The following is a 15,536-nucleotide window of genomic DNA, read 5'->3' as shown; positions in this document are numbered from 1 at the left end:
AAGGCACTCAAACAGCGCTTCTGTGCCTTGCAATACAGGTATCAAGTACCTCTAAATGGTCTCTTTGCCACCAATTCTCTGTAGAAAAGATCTCAACCTCGCTAAAGCCCTGAAAGCCTTGGGCCTCGACCCAGCCCCTAATTTTGGGGATATCGATCACCCCATCCCCCATCATGCCGCGGTCGTTCAGTAAATCACGAGTAGGTGTAAGCCAGTCACAAACATGGAAGGCCAATATTCTTTTCTGACCAGCACGCTCAATTTGCTGCTGAAGTTTGGGATCCCACCATACGTGATACACATCAACCGCCACGCCTAAAGCGCCCGTCTTTAATGGGTCTAGTTTGTCACACACATCCAAGGCATGTTCAAGCGTATTGATACAAGCGCGGTCTGCCGCATACATGGGGTGCAGCGGTTCAATGGCCAAAGGCATGTTGCACGACTTGGCATAGGCCAATAATTTATCAATGCCCTCAAACACTTGATCGCGTGATTGTTGAATATTCTTATGCGCAGCTTGACCAGCTAAAGCGCCAGGCAAAGCGCCCACCACCAGCACCAAACAAGGCGCATTGAGTTCACAGGCCTCATCAACTGCTTGGCGATTGTCGGCATCTGCGGCTTGTATGCCTTCTGTCGTGGTGGCAGGAAACATGCCGCCGCGGCAATAGCCCGACAGTTTCAAGCCATGCGTTTTGACCAACTTAGAGACAGTGCCCAAACCAACGGCAGCCACTTGATCTCGCCATGGCGAGATGGCTTTGATACCTCGGCTCACACAGGCTTCAATGATGTCGGTCAATGGCAGGTCTTGGCCACGGCTTTTTCTAACTGTGGCCGTGTTGATAGAAAGCCATTCATGATTCTTTGAAAAGTCGCGCATGATTTATTTTTTCTGGGTTAATTGAGTTTTTTCACGTCGAATTTGGCGAATGATGGCGGCGTTGTCTAGCTCGCCATCACCTTGTGCAATGGCATTGCGCATCAACTGTGCATGGGCTTGTGAAAGTGGCAAATTTTGAGAACTCAAATCTGCCATGTCCAACATCAGCTGCACATCTTTCAAATGCTGCCTAATGCGCGACTGTGGTTCAAACTGTTCTTTGACCATCATGTCGCCCTTCACCACGGCAGCTTCAGAGCGGGCCGGAGTATTCAACACCAATTGCAAAAATGTTTCTGGTTGGATACCCATGGTTTGCGCAAAGACCATGCCCTCCGCCAAGGCGGAGCGGTTCAAACCTAAGACCAAATTGGTTGCCAACTTGGCTTTGGCGGCCATACCTGCGCCACCCACGTGCACTTGAGATGTGGCCAACGCATTCAATAAAGGCTTGACGCTTTCGATGTGTTGAATTTCACCGCCTAATAACAATGTGGCCTGGTCGTTTTCTATTTGCACACTAGAACCCGAAAGAGGCGTCTCTATGAATTGAATGTTTTCTTCAGACAACTGACGCGCCAACTCGGCCAGTTTGACTGGATCGCCTGTAGAGCAATCAATTAGCGTAATAACAGAAGGCGTTGTTTGAACTTGAATTTTCCGATGTTGAAGTATTTGTTCAACCACAGCCTGCACACCAGAAGTATCGAATACCGCCAGCACTAAGGTGTTGGTTAAATGAAGCATACTGCCAATTGATGCACTTGCTATAAATCCGGCAGCTTCAAACTCATGCATGGCTTCAGCGCGCACATCAAAACCGATGCACTGATAGCCTGCAGCTTTTAATCGCTTGGCCAGGGCAGTGCCCACCAAACCCAAACCAACAATTCCAACACATTGATCGGGCACAGAAGCTGAAGAGGTATTCATGCTGCGGTACTCTTCAGTTGAATGCTCAAATGAATCAACGTGACACTGAAGCGCCACCGCAAATGGCAATGTCTTGACCCGTAATGGCAGCAGCCTCAGGACGAGTTAGGTAAGCCACCAATGCCGCCACTTCGTCGGGTTGAATCAGTCGACCGATGGGTGGCAAACGCGGTGTAGTGGCAGCTCTAGCAGGATCCTTCAGCATGGGCGTATCGGTTGCAGCAGGCGAGACCACATTGACCGTCACACCCTCTGCAATACTTTCTGCAGCCCAGCTTCTGGCCAATGACAAGATAGCTGCTTTGGTAGCTGCGTACTGACTTCTGCCGGCAATACCGCCTGAGACACGGCTGCCCACTAAAACCATCCGTCCACGTCGAGCATGCTTCATGATGGGCAATATGCGATTGGCCAACCTTGTAGCCACATCAACGTGCAGTTGCCACATCAATTGACCAGCTTGCATATCAAGTTCACCTAGACTGCCAACTCTCAAAACACCAGCAGCATGCACCAACACTTGAGGAAGATGCTTGGACACAATTTGATCTAGTGCATCTTCCAGTTCACCCGCTTTTGTTAGATCAAGTGTCCATGAAGAAAATTGAGCGTGATGAAGTGTAGAAGTTGCCACATCCATCCCGTGCACATGCCAGCCTTCACTCAAAAGCTTCAAAGCAATGGCTTGGCCAATACCAGAACTGGTTCCGGTCACAATGGCGCAAGGCGAAAGCAGGTCTGGCATGAAGGCGGTCATTCCACTGCGATTTTCTTGTCGGCAATGATTTTTCCGGAGATGGCAATGTCGTCGGCTTGGAATTTGGCAAACTCTGCAGCACTGCCACCCGCGGGCACAATGCCGTCTGCAATCAAGCGATCGCGCATTTCACCCGACAAGGCTTTGTTAACTGCCGCATTAAGTTTTTGAACCATGTCAGCAGGCAATTTGTTGGGACCCCACAAACCGTACCAACTGGCGCACTGGAAATCTGGAATGGTTTCAGACACGGTAGCCACATCGGGCAAATTAGGAAGGCGCTTGGTAGATGTCACGCCCACCACTTTGAGCTGACCATTTCTGTGAAACTGAACTGATCCTAAAACAGGATCAATGAAGCCTTCAATTTGACCACCCACCAAATCTGTCATGGCTGGACCAGTGCCTTTGTAGGGAACAATGGCAATTTGCGTACCGGTAGCTTGTTCCAATTTGACTGTACACAGATGTCCCGCAGAGCCAATGGAGCCTACTGCAAAGTTCATCTTGCCAGGATTGGCTTTGGCTGCAGCCGCCAGTCCTTTGACGTCCGATACGCCTAACTTGTTGCTAACCGCAATAGACAGCGGAGCTGAGGCGACCAAAGCAATGGGTGTGAAATCGGTTTGCACTTTGTAGGGTACCGACTTCATGGTCATGGGCGCCGTTACAAACGTGCTGGCATTGAACAACAAGGTGTAGCCATCGGCATTGGCTTTGGCCACTACGTCTGCACCAATGATGCCGTTGCCGCCAGGACGGTTTTCCACCACAAAGTTTTGGCCCAGTTGCTCGCCCACCTTGAGTGCCAGCATACGGCCAATTTTGTCGAGCGTACCGCCGGGTGGAAAGGGAATGATGACTTTGACTGGTTTGTCGGGATAGTTGGCGGCAGTCTGTGCCCAAAGGTTGGCAGAACTAAAGCTTAAGGCCAGGCCCAAGCTGACAAGGGTTAATGGGTATGTCAATTTTTTCATGATGTCTCCTCTTTATTTTGAACGTGAAAGTCTCGTTTAAAATTATTCAACACCATGCATTGCCAGCATGGTTTTCATTCGGTGCAAAGCCAATTCTGGTTGCTCTAACAAATTGGCAGCATCCGCCAATTTGAACAATTCAGCCAAATGAATTACTGAACGTGTGCTCTGTTGCCCACCCACCATGGTGAAATGTTTTTGATGGCCATTGAGCCAAGCCATGAACACCACACCTGTTTTGTAAAAACGTGTGGGTGATTTGAAAATATGGCGCGACAAGGGCACGGTAGGACCCAAAATGGCGTGAAACTTTTCTAGATTGCCCTGCGCCAACTCTCCTAACGCAGCGCTAGCTGCAGGTGCAATGGCGTCAAAGATTCCCAACAAGGCGTCGCTTTGGCCATGAACCAAGTGCTCGCCTTGGCCATCGCCCGCTATCAATTCAGCATAGTTGAAATCATCACCGGTGTACATCCTCACACTGGCAGGTAGGCGCCTTCGCATCTGAATTTCTTTGTCTTTGTCGAGTAAAGATATTTTGATGCCATCCACTTTGTCGGCATGCGCTTGAATAATGCCCAGCGCCGTGTCCATGGCTTTGTCGGTGTCTTTGGTGCCCCAATAGCCAGTAAGCGCTGGGTCAAACATGTCGCCCAGCCAGTGCAGCAGTACGGGCTGTTTGGCTTGGCTCAAAATTCTGTCGTAAACACGTTCGTAGTCGGCCGGCGATTTGGCCACCCGCGCCAGAGCACGGCTAGCCATGATGATGAGCTTGCCACCCAACTTTTCAATGGCGGCCATTTGGAATTCATATGCGGCAATCACCTCGTCTACTGTTTTGACGGTGTCCAAATTCAAATGATCTGTACCACAGCCTGAAGCCAAAAATGCGCCAGGCACATCTTTAGAAGCTTCAATAGAACGCTCAATGAGCGTCAGCGATGTGGGCCAATCCAAGCCCATGCCTCGCTGCGCTGTATCCATAGCCTCTGCCACACCCAAGCCCAATTTCCACAAATGTTTTCTGTAGGCAATGGTGGCATCCCAGTCCACAGCGCAATCTAACCAAGGGTCGTGTGGGGCTAATGGGTTGGACACCACGTGAGCTGCCGAATATGCAATGCGATTGAACTTGATACCTGGCTTGGGTTGAATAGGAGTGGTGCCGACCAGTTCATAGCTCTGAAGCTGGCCATGTGCGTTGGGTAATTGAATGCGTTGTGCCATGTTGCACCTTAAATTTTGAGAGGTGCTACATCAACCCAGCGACGCTCTTGCCAAGACTGCAAGGCGGCTTCCACCAGCTGAACCCCTTTGGCGCCTTCAGGCAAAGTCCAGCGATAGGGTTCGTTCTCAACAATGTGACGAATAAAGTGTTCCCACTGAATTTTGAAACCGTTGTCGTAGAACTGCGTATCGGGCACCTCTTGCCATTGGTCTGTGAAGTTCATGGTTTGCTTCACATCGGGGTTCCAGACGGGGCGTGGCGTGTTGACACGGCTTTGTGCTTTACATGCTTGCAGTCCTGCCACTGCTGAGCCATGCGTGCCATCCACATGGAAAGTCACCAAGTCTTCACGATTCACACGTGTGGTCCAAGAGCTGTTCACTTGCGCCACCACATGCTCGCCTTGATGGCCTTTCAATTCAAAGGTGGCATAGGCTGCGTCATCTGCAGTGCATTCATAGGGCTTATTGGCCTCATCCCAACGCGTTGGGATGTGTGTGGCACCCAAACAAGATACTGATTGAACTTCGCCAAACAAGTTGTCCAGCACATAGCGCCAGTGGCACACCATGTCCAAAATAATACCGCCGCCGTCTTCTTTTCGGTAGTTCCAGCTGGGTCGTTGAATAGGTTGAAGGTCACCTTCAAACACCCAATAGCCAAATTCAATGCGCACACTGAGCATCTTGCCAAAGAAGCCAGCTTTCCTGAGCATGTCGAGTTTGCGCAAACCGGGCAAGAACAACTTGTCTTGCACCGCGCCATGCTTGACGCCTGACTTTTCTGCTAAACGCGCAATTTCGACGGCTTCGTTCAAATTAGTAGCGATGGGTTTTTCGCAATACACATGCTTGCCCGCTTGAATGGCTTTGGCCAACAAGGTGGGGCGCATTTGCGTAGTACCCGCATCAAAGAAAACGGTGTCGTCTTTGTTGGCCAGTGCTTTGTCTAGGTCTGTGCCAAAACGGCTAATGCCATTGGCTTTGGCCAGTGCTTCAATTTTTTCAGCATTGCGGCCAATCAAAATAGGATCAGGCATGACCTTGTCGCCGTTGGACAAAGTGACACCACCTTGATTGCGAATGGCTACGATGGAACGAATCAAGTGTTGATTCATACCCATGCGTCCAGTGACGCCATGCATGATGATGCCAAGTCTTTGTGTTGACATGTTGTTCTCCTAATTTGCTTGAATTGAAATGGGGTCGAGTGATTGCCAATCGGGCCAAGCCTGATGGCCGAAACCTGTTTGGTGCAAAGATGCAATGTGGATTTGCCCCTGCTGAACGTTCAGGTGCACACCCGCGCTGCTGCCGGTGTACAAGTCTGCATGTGCTCTTGCAAAATCGTTTGATTCATTTAGGGGCGCAATACCAAAACCTTTGACGTAATGGTGCCCATTGCGCTCAATGTGCTGCACGCCCAAGCTGGTTGCCAACAAAGTATCTTGTTGAACACCCAAACCTGCTTGGCAAGTCAGGTCTTCGCCCGACAACAAGCAATGAGGCGTTTTTTGCACCAGTGAGGCACTGTGCAATGAGCGGTAAATGCCTTTGCAAGCCTTGCTAGAAATGCCTCTGTAGCCCAAGGCCAATCCTTTGGCGAGCACATCGGGATGGTCATCAGACTCATCCAAGATGACCGGAATGTTGAGAGGCATTGATGGGATTTTGTCTTCCAATGCAATGGCTCTAGGTAGCGGCTGTTCAATGAGCAAAGTACGTTCTAGCAAACGTTGAGTGGCTTCATGCTTGGTCAATGCGTGAACAAAGACGCTAAGTGACTCAACATTCTGAAATGTCTCATTGCCGTCTAAGGTCACTTTGTAATCTTGGACCTTGCTCAATACAGCTTCAATTTTGGCAAGTCTTTCGAGATCTGCTTCTAAGTTGCCGCCCACTTTTAATTTGAAATACTTCAAGCCATAAGCCTCAATGGCTTGGGTCAATGAGTTCGGTAAGCCGTCTTCTAAGGCTGTCAACGGTTCTGCATCTGTCAGCCTATCAGCCAGGCCGACGGTATGCCTTAACCACACCGAGTTGGCAGTATGGAGCTTTAAAGAACCAGACCAAGGGTCACCTAGAAGTCCCAGACTAATTCCAGACACCCAAGATTGATTTTGAGAGCGCAACACAGCGTCTGCGATGGCCTTGTCTAGAAGCGCTGGACCAAACTGTCCCACCAATCTTGGATGACCTTGCGCGAGCATTTGGTCAATCACGATTTGTGTTGCCGACTCAGACAAGCCGTAAGCCGATTGGGCTGAACCCTCAGCTAAATAGGCATCTTTGGCTTTTAAAACGCACAAACGCAATTGATCGAAATTGTCGTCTTGGGTTCTTTGTGGCGATTTATCAAACCACTTAGGGACCATCAACTCTGCAGATGCACCCTGCCACTCAACGCCTTCGATACTGAGCGTCACTTTGACAAAAGCTTGTGGACAGGCCGTGACTGTTGCAGCCCCAAACCTAAAAGGTAGACGCAAAGTAACTGGCCTTTGAAAGACTTGAATGTCTTTAATTTGAAATGCAACCGGCTTCATGACACGGCCTTCATCAATCCTTGAACATAACCAGCGCTGAATGCAGCACACCCAGGACCATCGGGTTCATAAATGAAGGGCTCAACCGCAACCCATCCCTGGTAATTCAGTGATTTCATTTTTTGAAACAAAGGCAGCAAGTTGGTATCGCCCTGCCCTGGACCTTTTCGGTTGTGATCGTTCACTTGCACATGCGCAATGTGGCCACTTAGAAAGTACTTTTCAAAGACCTCATCCATAGGTAATGATTCGGAGTAAGTGCTGGCACTGGCATCCAACATGGTTCGAATGTAGGGCGACTGAATGACATCGACCAATTGGCTGGCTTGCTCGACTGTATTGACCACAGGGGTTTCAAAGGGCGACAAGGGCTCTAAACAATAAGCAACACCCGCTTGCCGTGCGAATGGCTCTAACAGGGTCAGTGTTTCTTGAACGCGATCTAAACAGTCTTGAACAGTTTGACCATTTTCTGGCGATCTTTGCTTGGGTGAACCGTGCACTAATGCAGTTGCACCACATTCATGGGCATAGGCAATGACTCGCTTTAACCAATCTTGTGTTTGAAGCCGAACCGATGCGTCGCTGCTGACCAAACTGAGGCCATCGGGCTTGACCAAAAGCCAATGAAGACTTGAAATCACAATGCCTGCGTCGCTGGCTTGTTGTTTTCTGAGAGCGGCATCTTTCTCGTTGAAAGTGGCACTGTCTTCAAACAAGGTGAAGGGCGCAATTTCAATGCCGCTATACCCAAGCTTAGCCGTCAATTCGCATTGTTCAGGGAAACTCAACTCACGAATGACCTCATTACAAAGAGCTAACTTCATCATGCGCCTTTGTTGATTTTTTTAGCTCTGATATCCAAAATTTTCCAAGCAATGGTTCCAAAAATAAGCGCAGCAACAACCCCAGAAATGGGTCTTGTAAAGAAGGGGGAAATATCGCCATCGGACAAGATGAGTGCACGTCTTAAATTCTTTTCAAGCAAGTCACCCAACACAATGCCAAGCACCAGCGGTGCCATGGGGTAGCCGAAATGTCTAAGGCCAAATCCAACCAAGCCAAAAATCAGCATGACGTAAACATCAAACATTCGCCCGGCAATGGCAAAACTTCCAACCACGCACAGTACAAAAATAATGGGAATCAAAAAGTTTTGCGGCACTCTTAAGACTTGAACCAGTGCCTTAGTGAGTACCAAGCCATAGATCAAAATGCCAATGGTGGCAAATAGCATCATGGCCACCACGTCGTACACAAACTGAGGGTTCTCAATCATGATCATGGGTCCAGGCTTGACGCCATGAATGATCATTGCCGCCATCAACACAGCTGCCGGCGCAGAGCCGGGAATGGCCAATGTGAGCACAGGAATGATGGCGCCAGGCACACAGGCGTTATCACCCGTTTCAGCGGCCATCAGGCCTTCAATCGAGCCTTTGCCAAACTGCTCTTTTTCTTCACTGGATCTTTTGGCTGCAGCATACGAAGACCAAGCAGCCACATCCTCACCGACGCCCGGCACAATGCCAATGCCAGTTCCGATCAGGCCTGACCGCAAAATGGTACGCCAGTATTTTGTGATGTCTCTTATTTTTGGAATGACCGTGTCGAATGCACTGATTTTGATAGGCGCTTGACGCTCTTTGATGGCCGTCAGAAGTTCTGCAAAACCAAAGGCGCCTACCAATGCAGGCACCAGTTGAATGCCACCCGCTAAGTCGCGTGCGCCATATGAAAACCTCTCAAAGCCATATTGTGGTTCTTGTCCAATGCCAGCAATAAACAAACCTACGATGCCAGCAATCCATCCTTTGAGTGGATCATCGCCTGTTAGTGTTCCTGCAATGATGACGCCGAACAATGCCAACCAGAAAAATTCGTAAGCACCGAATTTCAATGCCAAGTTTCCAAGCAAGGGCGTAAAAAACGCCAAGAAAAACATGCCAATTAAAGTACCTAACACTGACCCTGTAGTTGCAATGCCCATGGCCCTTCCGGCCAAGCCTTGCTTGGCAAGTGCATAACCATCGAGACAAGAAGCGGCAGAGGCAGGCGTGCCCGGGATGTTCAAAAGAATGGCAGAACGCGAACCGCCATAAATAGCGCCCACATAGGTACAAATCAAAATTAGCAAAGCTTGATTTGGCGGCAGCTTCAAAGTCAGCGTGGTCATTAACGCTAGCGCCATGGTGGCGGTAAGGCCTGGCAATGCGCCCATGATCACGCCTACCAAGGATGACAACAAGGCATAGAAAATAATTTCGGGCGTCGAGAAATTGGCGATGGAATGACCAAACGCGATAAGTCCATCAAACATCGATCGACCTCAAGGTAATCTGACCAAGAAAACTTCTTGGAACAAGAAAAAAACAACGCAACTGGAAATCACACCATTGATGATGGCACTTGTCAGGCGCTTTAGCAAAGGTGTTTCTTCATTGGCAAACAAAAAGGTAAACACACCAACAAATAAGGCTGTGGCAACCAAAAAGTGAGCGTGTGCAAGCAGCACCAAACTAAATACCAACATGCAGGCCAAAGAGATGGCAAATCTCCGGTTGAACAAAGTCTCTGCATTGGGATCTGACGCAACTTTATTTTTAATACCGCGCAAGATCATGAATAGGCCCAGCAACACAATGACGCAAGAAATAATGCCCGGCACAAAACCTGGGTAGGTGTAGAGCGTTGCACCCATGTTGTCGAAGCGCTCCATCCTGATGGACTCCATCAGGATGAAAGCGCCCACCGCAACCCAGCAAAAACCTCCCCACAGATCAGACCGTGAGGAGGATGAGGCTTTAGACATTGTTGATTTGCTTATTGAGTGGAATGCAAGTCATTGAAGTTATGGCTTAGGTATGCCCACCGTATCGGGAGATACCTTGGCTTTACCGGCTGCGTGCTGAGTCCATGCATACGCTTGAATCGCAGGGAACACCGCGGTTTGCGCCTCAGCACCATGCATCGGTGCAAACATAGCACCGCGAGATTGCGCGTAAGTACGCAAGGCCGCGTTTTTGACCATTTCAGTGGCCCAAATTTTGTCCAGTGTTTGAGTCACTTCGGCGGGCACCGACTTGGGTACAAAAATACCAAAGTAATTGATGGGATCTTTGAAGCCTGGAATGAATTGAGACAGGGGCGGCACAGTGCCCACGCCTTCCATTTCAAGCGGCTTGTCGCTGACCACTGCCAACGGACGAATTTTCTTGGCGCGAATCATGTCGGTTTGTTCGGCAGCCAATTGCGTGGTCACCTGTGTTTCGCCTGAACCTGCGGCCACGGCTGCTGGTGCGCCACCGTCGTAAGTCACGTGTTTGTAGGTAATGCCTGCGGCACGGGCCAAAGCCTCAATGGCGGCATGACCGCTGGAGTTAACACCCGCAGTAGCGACTGACACTGAACCAGGCTTTTCTTTCATGGCCTTGAGTAAGTCAGGCATGGTTTTGTAGGGCGTGTCAGCATTGACGCCAATGACTGCCACGTGGGCCACATTGAGATACAAGTTCCAATCTTTGATGCTGGTATCGATCATGCCCAAGACTTTGTAGTTGCCCAAGTCTTTGGCGCCACCTGCCGTCCAGGTGTAGCCATCTTTGGCGGCTTCTAATGCATTTTTAGTGCCCACCGAGCCCGAGGCGCCCGGTTGATTCAAGATGATGATTTTCTGACCCAAGTGTTTTTCGAGTTCAGCCGCCGTGACACGCGTGACCTGATCGGTGGAGCCACCAGGCGCCCAAGGCACGATCAAAGTGATGGGTTTTGTAGGCTTCCATTGTGCAAATGCAGGCGTGGCAAGCAAGGCAGCCAACATCAAAGCAAATACAGGTCGACGGGTGAATTTCATGACATATCTCCATTGGGTGAAAAATCATTGCGGTGAAATGAGCAGGCAATTCACCATTCAGTTAATTCTAGAGAGGGCTTAAGGCCTGTCAATATCCAATCAAATCTAGTTCCTCAGGACATACCCTAGGATCACTTCGCACATGTGTGACAAGCGTTCGCTCTTGGCTTTGGGGCTCATCAAGTCGCGGCCAAAGATGGAAGACAAGGTGGAATTGTTGGACAAATAGAAATAGGAAAGTGCAGCAATAGAAACATAAAGCTGCACAGGATCAATACCGCCCCGAAACTCGCCAGAGAGCCGACCCTTTTCTAAGATTTCGCCCAGCAACTCAATCAGCGGTGAGTTAAGCGCCCGCACATTAGGTGACTCTTGAATATGTCTTGCTTTATGCAGATTTGCACTGTTGAGGAGGGTTAAAAACTCCGGATGCTCTAGGTAGTAATTCCAGGTGAATTCAACCAGGGTTCTGACTGCCATGGCTGGCTCAAGAGATTGCAAATTGAGCTTCTTTTCTCTTTCGCGAATCTGCTCGTAAGCACTTTCCAGCACAGCTTGAAAGAGTTGATCTTTGTCTGTGAAATAGTAGTAGATTAATCTTTTATTCAGGTTGGACCGCTCTGCAATGCGATCAATTCTGGCGCCGCCCAAGCCAAATAGCGCAAACTCTTCGAGGGCTGCATTGAGGATGATTGCGCGAGACCTTTCAGCGTCTCGCGTCTTGATAACTTGTGAAGATTTTTGGACACTCATGCCCCGAATAATTAACCAAATTGTTAATTAAGTCAAGGACATGTGTTGATCACGCAGCGACAGGCTTGAACTGATACCCGTTGCCACTGGCTTCCATCGTGCCAAACGCTGGGAACGGAAAGTGGAAGCCACCCGCCATCATTTTGTCTTTGACCAACATGTCAAACACACGGCGACGAGACACACGTGCCATGGCAGGGTTCATGTCAAACAAGACAGCCCAATCGGGTGCGCGGGCAAACAGGGAAGGCACATTGGTAATGTCGGCCACATAGGCAAACGATTGGCCTTCAGAGTCCATGCGGAACAAGGTGTGGCCTGGGGTGTGGCCGAACGCCGCCACAGAAGTAATACCAGGCGCCACCGCAGCGCCGGATTCAAACTTGACCAACTGATCGCCACCCAAATTACCCAATGCACGGCGAACGCCCATGAAGGCGCCTTTCATGGCGGGGGGTGCGGCTTCCATGCGGGCATCGTCCATCCAGAAAGCGTGTTCTGTGGCGGGCACGTGGACGCGGGCATTGGGGTACACCAATTCGCCGGCTTTGTTGCGCAAGCCATTGATGTGATCACCATGGTAGTGGCTCAGCACCACGTTGTTGATGTCGGAGGCTTTCAGACCAACGGCAGCCAAGTTGGCGGCCAGTTTACCGGTGGTGGGCGGGCCATTGTCGGCAAAGCCGGTGTCAAACAAGTAGCGCTGATCGCCATTGATCAATAAGAAGGGGTTGTAGGGCACATCGATGTAATCAGTGGGCAGGTTTTGGCTGGCCAACAAAGCTTTGACTTGCTCCAGGGGGGCATTGGTCACAAACTCTTCGCCCAAGGGGCGGCGCACAGCGCCATCGTTCAAGGCGATGATTTCCATCTTGCCTAGCTTCATGCGCTTGTGGCCAACGGCAGGCAGGTCGGGCAAGCCGAAGTTGGGGGCCGACTGTGACCACACCGATGAGAAAGTAAGAGCGGATGCGCCGGCAATGCCAGCACCCAAAAACAAGCGTCTGTCCAACATGATGAGGTCTCCTCAGTTTTATAAACACTCAATATACCAATGGCGTACTTAGAAGTGCGCTCGTACTTTGAAATAACCCTTCCAGTGCCTTGACACTTACAAGCCCTGTACAGCTACCAAGCGCGCGCGACTGCATTCATCGCGAATGCTTTTAAGGCCCTGGTAGATGGGCCCGTTGTAGAAGCTTTCAAACGCAGCGATGTCGGGAAATTCCAAAATGACGATGCGCCGAGGCTCCCAGTCACCTTCGTAAACGCGGTGCTCGCCGGCCCGTGCCAAGTACTTGCCACCCGCAGCTTCTAGGGCCGGTTTAACGCCCGTCATGAATTCTTGGTAGCGGGTTAAGTCAAAAATTTCCACATCAAAAATCACATAAGCGCTCATAGGGTCTCCTTGTGTTTGATCAGCTAGATGTCATGGACAAAGCAGCTTTGCTATTAGAACGGATGATGGCGCCGATTTTTTCTATCAGCAAAGTCTCAGCAGTGCTTAGCTGAAGCTGGCGAGTTGCTGCACCCACCGTTTTCTCCCAAGACTTGCCAATGTCTTTGGCCATTTTTCTGAACAATGCCATAGAGGGTTTAAAGCCAAATTCACAATCGGCACAAAACGCCTCCCATGAATGTGCGCCTACGGCTTGGTAGGTGTTTTCATCGCCAATAAAAAGTGCCAAATCGTTGTCACCGTAGGCCTGCACACACAAAAGGTCATAAAAAGGCGCAAGCACATACCCCTGACTGTTAATCATTAACGAAATATTTTTGGCATGCGCGTCACTGTTGCCGATCAAGTAATTGAACATGACCCAGCGTTGTACAGACAACAAGTCTTTACCCGAGAGCTTCAAATCTCGAAACGCATGCACAATTTTTTTAAGGCTGACGAACCCACCTTGACGCTCGTATTTCCAGTCAGAGCCGACGTCCAACAACTGGCAGGCGTCAATCTGATGCAAACAAATGATCTCTTCATTGACAACAACACGGTCATAGCGCTGCACGACGTAAAGCGCTTCAGGCAAGCGAAGTAAATAAACAGGTGGCACAGGCAATTGCATTTCTGCAGCCAATTTCATGCACAGGTATTCATTGATCGCACTGGGCTGGTAGCGCACCAACCTAGAGTCTGGTTTGGCGATGTGCGTGGTAGGTGCGCCAGCAACGCTGTCGTATAAAAGACCACGCTGATCGTCGTAACGCAAACCAACTTTGTCTTGCGCACCAGCCAGTGACATTCGGGTTTGCGCGTTCGAAGTCAGGAGTGCTTGCTTGTCTGCACGTGCGTTGACCCTGGCACTGAGTTGCGCTTTTGACAGCTCGCTGTATTTTTGTAGTTGATTGGGGGTGACATGATCTGGCAATACAGACAAAACGCCCGGTAAATCGGCTCCCAACTCACCGATCAACTCCAAGGTGTTGGCACCTCGAAGCTGAATCTGATTCAGGACCTCATCCAGTGGCGTTCCCTCTGGTAATAAATTGCCAAAGAAGGTCTTGACCGCGTCGCCTCTATAAGGCTCCTTGCGCAATTCAAACTGCGGCGCAAGCAGAAAGGCATCTTTGGCCTTGAGCCATTCTTCGTCATATTGAAAAAAATACTGCGCCATCTCATGGCCTAACCACCCCATTGGTTGGGCGTTAGCCCACACACGCAGTCGGATCATGATGGGTCGCCTTCGGTCTGCGACAAGCCTGTGATGTGAAAGGTGAGCCCTAAGCCACTGGCCAACCTCACAAGCTTGCCAAGACTGCAGCTTTCTGGATGGGCCTCCACATCTCGAATGAATGAAGTACTCACACCGCAAACTGCAGCAGCCTCTTCACGAGACAATTTTTGTCGTTTGCGCTCGGTTTCTAGCGCTTTGGCCAACTCATGGATGCGTGATGTTTCAATCTTCATAATTTGATCTTATAAGAACACATTAATTTGATAATGGCTTTTTAACCCATATTTTGCTCCAATGAGATCAAAATTATTAGAAATTTATCCAATGATTAACTATTTGATCCTTAGAGAACAAAATAAATTGAAAATTATCGCAGTGCCTTTGAATTTTTCTTGCTATTTCATTTTTCTCTTCAAAATTTCAGCTTGAATGCTGTATTTTCGTACAGTATATTTGAAGCATGCCTACAACTGCTTTCATCACACCTCAGCCAATAAACCCCACCGCCCCCAAGCTGTGGCTCAACATGTGCGCCTGGAAAGTGCCCGCTGGCTTTCCCTCGCCCGCAGCCGACCACACCCAAAAACGCATTGACCTCAACGACCACCTCATTCGCAACAAAGAGGCCACGTTCATTTTCAAAGTAAAGGGCGACTCCATGGTGGGCGCGGGCATTTACGAAGGTGACGCCCTCGTCATCGATCGCTCCATTGAAGCCAAGCACAACAACATTGTGCTGGCCGTGCTCAACAACGAGTTCACCGTGAAGCGTTTGTACAAGCGCGGTGGCGTGGTCAAGCTGGTCGCCGAAAACGCTTTGTACCCACCCATTGTGGTCAAGAGCGGCGAGGAGCTCAGCGTTTGGGGCGTGGTCACTTACAACTTGCACAAGCTGTATTGACACCTCATCAACCTGTCGTGCA

The 15,536-nt window shown here is 49.8% G+C and carries 17 protein-coding genes; 1 reads left to right on the top strand and 16 read right to left on the bottom strand.

Annotated features, from left to right (window positions below):
* Positions 1-7: 7 nt before the first annotated feature.
* The 16 genes from L103DPR2_RS04590 to L103DPR2_RS04515 all read right to left on the bottom strand — a co-directional run bounded on the left by L103DPR2_RS04590 (position 8) and on the right by L103DPR2_RS04515 (position 14,846).
* The gene (locus L103DPR2_RS04590; protein ID WP_055359958.1) at positions 8-886 is read right to left on the bottom strand and encodes a sugar phosphate isomerase/epimerase family protein; all 879 of its coding nucleotides are present in this window, start codon (positions 884-886) and stop codon (positions 8-10) included.
* 3 nt (positions 887-889) lie between these two features.
* Positions 890-1,819: an NAD(P)-dependent oxidoreductase gene (locus tag L103DPR2_RS04585; protein WP_055359957.1), complete on the bottom strand. Its 930-nt coding sequence runs from the start codon at positions 1,817-1,819 to the stop codon at positions 890-892.
* Positions 1,820-1,853: 34 nt separating this feature from the next.
* A complete protein-coding gene (locus L103DPR2_RS04580; protein ID WP_055361847.1) occupies positions 1,854-2,564 on the bottom strand; it encodes an SDR family NAD(P)-dependent oxidoreductase in 711 nt (236 codons plus the stop codon).
* 8 nt (positions 2,565-2,572) lie between these two features.
* Entirely contained in the window at positions 2,573-3,553 is a 981-nt protein-coding gene (locus tag L103DPR2_RS04575) for a Bug family tripartite tricarboxylate transporter substrate binding protein (protein WP_055359956.1), read from the bottom strand.
* 42 nt (positions 3,554-3,595) lie between these two features.
* Positions 3,596-4,780, bottom strand: a complete 1,185-nt coding sequence (locus L103DPR2_RS04570) for a dihydrodipicolinate synthase family protein (protein ID WP_055359955.1) — start codon at positions 4,778-4,780, stop codon at positions 3,596-3,598.
* An 8-nt stretch (positions 4,781-4,788) separates the two neighbouring features.
* Positions 4,789-5,952: a Gfo/Idh/MocA family protein gene (locus tag L103DPR2_RS04565; protein ID WP_055359954.1), complete on the bottom strand. Its 1,164-nt coding sequence runs from the start codon at positions 5,950-5,952 to the stop codon at positions 4,789-4,791.
* A 9-nt stretch (positions 5,953-5,961) separates the two neighbouring features.
* On the bottom strand, positions 5,962-7,326 hold the full coding sequence (locus tag L103DPR2_RS04560; protein ID WP_055359953.1) for an enolase C-terminal domain-like protein: 1,365 nt from the start codon (positions 7,324-7,326) through the stop codon (positions 5,962-5,964).
* A complete protein-coding gene (locus L103DPR2_RS04555) occupies positions 7,323-8,156 on the bottom strand; it encodes a sugar phosphate isomerase/epimerase family protein (RefSeq protein ID WP_055359952.1) in 834 nt (277 codons plus the stop codon). The genes L103DPR2_RS04560 and L103DPR2_RS04555 overlap by 4 nt, the downstream gene beginning before the upstream one ends.
* Positions 8,153-9,646, bottom strand: coding sequence for a tripartite tricarboxylate transporter permease (locus tag L103DPR2_RS04550; RefSeq protein ID WP_055359951.1), 1,494 nt, complete (start codon positions 9,644-9,646; stop codon positions 8,153-8,155). The genes L103DPR2_RS04555 and L103DPR2_RS04550 overlap by 4 nt, the downstream gene beginning before the upstream one ends.
* 9 nt (positions 9,647-9,655) lie before the next feature.
* Positions 9,656-10,138, bottom strand: a complete 483-nt coding sequence (locus L103DPR2_RS04545; protein ID WP_082466713.1) for a tripartite tricarboxylate transporter TctB family protein — start codon at positions 10,136-10,138, stop codon at positions 9,656-9,658.
* 39 nt (positions 10,139-10,177) lie between these two features.
* Positions 10,178-11,179, bottom strand: a complete 1,002-nt coding sequence (locus L103DPR2_RS04540) for a Bug family tripartite tricarboxylate transporter substrate binding protein (protein ID WP_055359949.1) — start codon at positions 11,177-11,179, stop codon at positions 10,178-10,180.
* A gap of 105 nt (positions 11,180-11,284) precedes the next feature.
* The gene (locus tag L103DPR2_RS04535) at positions 11,285-11,932 is read right to left on the bottom strand and encodes a TetR/AcrR family transcriptional regulator (protein ID WP_055359948.1); all 648 of its coding nucleotides are present in this window, start codon (positions 11,930-11,932) and stop codon (positions 11,285-11,287) included.
* Positions 11,933-11,981: 49 nt separating this feature from the next.
* Positions 11,982-12,947, bottom strand: coding sequence for an MBL fold metallo-hydrolase (locus L103DPR2_RS04530; RefSeq protein WP_055359947.1), 966 nt, complete (start codon positions 12,945-12,947; stop codon positions 11,982-11,984).
* A 96-nt stretch (positions 12,948-13,043) separates the two neighbouring features.
* Entirely contained in the window at positions 13,044-13,331 is a 288-nt protein-coding gene (locus L103DPR2_RS04525) for a DUF1330 domain-containing protein (RefSeq protein WP_055359946.1), read from the bottom strand.
* A 19-nt stretch (positions 13,332-13,350) separates the two neighbouring features.
* Complete coding sequence (locus L103DPR2_RS04520; protein WP_055359945.1) at positions 13,351-14,610, bottom strand: HipA domain-containing protein; 1,260 nt, start codon at positions 14,608-14,610, stop codon at positions 13,351-13,353.
* Positions 14,607-14,846, bottom strand: coding sequence for a helix-turn-helix domain-containing protein (locus L103DPR2_RS04515; RefSeq protein ID WP_055359944.1), 240 nt, complete (start codon positions 14,844-14,846; stop codon positions 14,607-14,609). The genes L103DPR2_RS04520 and L103DPR2_RS04515 overlap by 4 nt, the downstream gene beginning before the upstream one ends.
* 227 nt (positions 14,847-15,073) lie before the next feature.
* On the opposite strand from L103DPR2_RS04515, the gene L103DPR2_RS04510 reads away from it, so the two are divergent.
* Positions 15,074-15,514 (top strand): LexA family protein, encoded by a 441-nt coding sequence (locus L103DPR2_RS04510; protein ID WP_055359943.1) that lies wholly within the window; start codon positions 15,074-15,076, stop codon positions 15,512-15,514.
* Positions 15,515-15,536 lie beyond the last annotated feature (22 nt).

The sequence above is a fragment of the Limnohabitans sp. 103DPR2 genome (genome assembly GCF_001412575.1).
Taxonomy (GTDB): Bacteria; Pseudomonadota; Gammaproteobacteria; order Burkholderiales; family Burkholderiaceae_C; genus Limnohabitans_A.
The sequence above is the reverse complement of the archived record's forward strand: the minus strand, read 5'-3'. Positions and strand labels throughout refer to the sequence as shown.

Coding starts and splice junctions, on each gene's coding strand:
- L103DPR2_RS04555 (WP_055359952.1), bottom strand. CDS start 8,156: ATGATGAAGTTAGCTCTTTGTAATGAGGTCATTCGTGAGTTGAGTTTC.
- L103DPR2_RS04585 (WP_055359957.1), bottom strand. CDS start 1,819: ATGAATACCTCTTCAGCTTCTGTGCCCGATCAATGTGTTGGAATTGTT.
- L103DPR2_RS04540 (WP_055359949.1), bottom strand. CDS start 11,179: ATGAAATTCACCCGTCGACCTGTATTTGCTTTGATGTTGGCTGCCTTG.
- L103DPR2_RS04510 (WP_055359943.1), top strand. CDS start 15,074: ATGCCTACAACTGCTTTCATCACACCTCAGCCAATAAACCCCACCGCC.
- L103DPR2_RS04525 (WP_055359946.1), bottom strand. CDS start 13,331: ATGAGCGCTTATGTGATTTTTGATGTGGAAATTTTTGACTTAACCCGC.
- L103DPR2_RS04590 (WP_055359958.1), bottom strand. CDS start 886: ATGCGCGACTTTTCAAAGAATCATGAATGGCTTTCTATCAACACGGCC.
- L103DPR2_RS04560 (WP_055359953.1), bottom strand. CDS start 7,326: ATGAAGCCGGTTGCATTTCAAATTAAAGACATTCAAGTCTTTCAAAGG.
- L103DPR2_RS04580 (WP_055361847.1), bottom strand. CDS start 2,564: ATGCCAGACCTGCTTTCGCCTTGCGCCATTGTGACCGGAACCAGTTCT.
- L103DPR2_RS04520 (WP_055359945.1), bottom strand. CDS start 14,610: ATGATCCGACTGCGTGTGTGGGCTAACGCCCAACCAATGGGGTGGTTA.
- L103DPR2_RS04565 (WP_055359954.1), bottom strand. CDS start 5,952: ATGTCAACACAAAGACTTGGCATCATCATGCATGGCGTCACTGGACGC.
- L103DPR2_RS04575 (WP_055359956.1), bottom strand. CDS start 3,553: ATGAAAAAATTGACATACCCATTAACCCTTGTCAGCTTGGGCCTGGCC.
- L103DPR2_RS04535 (WP_055359948.1), bottom strand. CDS start 11,932: ATGAGTGTCCAAAAATCTTCACAAGTTATCAAGACGCGAGACGCTGAA.
- L103DPR2_RS04530 (WP_055359947.1), bottom strand. CDS start 12,947: ATGTTGGACAGACGCTTGTTTTTGGGTGCTGGCATTGCCGGCGCATCC.
- L103DPR2_RS04515 (WP_055359944.1), bottom strand. CDS start 14,846: ATGAAGATTGAAACATCACGCATCCATGAGTTGGCCAAAGCGCTAGAA.
- L103DPR2_RS04550 (WP_055359951.1), bottom strand. CDS start 9,646: ATGTTTGATGGACTTATCGCGTTTGGTCATTCCATCGCCAATTTCTCG.
- L103DPR2_RS04545 (WP_082466713.1), bottom strand. CDS start 10,138: ATGTCTAAAGCCTCATCCTCCTCACGGTCTGATCTGTGGGGAGGTTTT.
- L103DPR2_RS04570 (WP_055359955.1), bottom strand. CDS start 4,780: ATGGCACAACGCATTCAATTACCCAACGCACATGGCCAGCTTCAGAGC.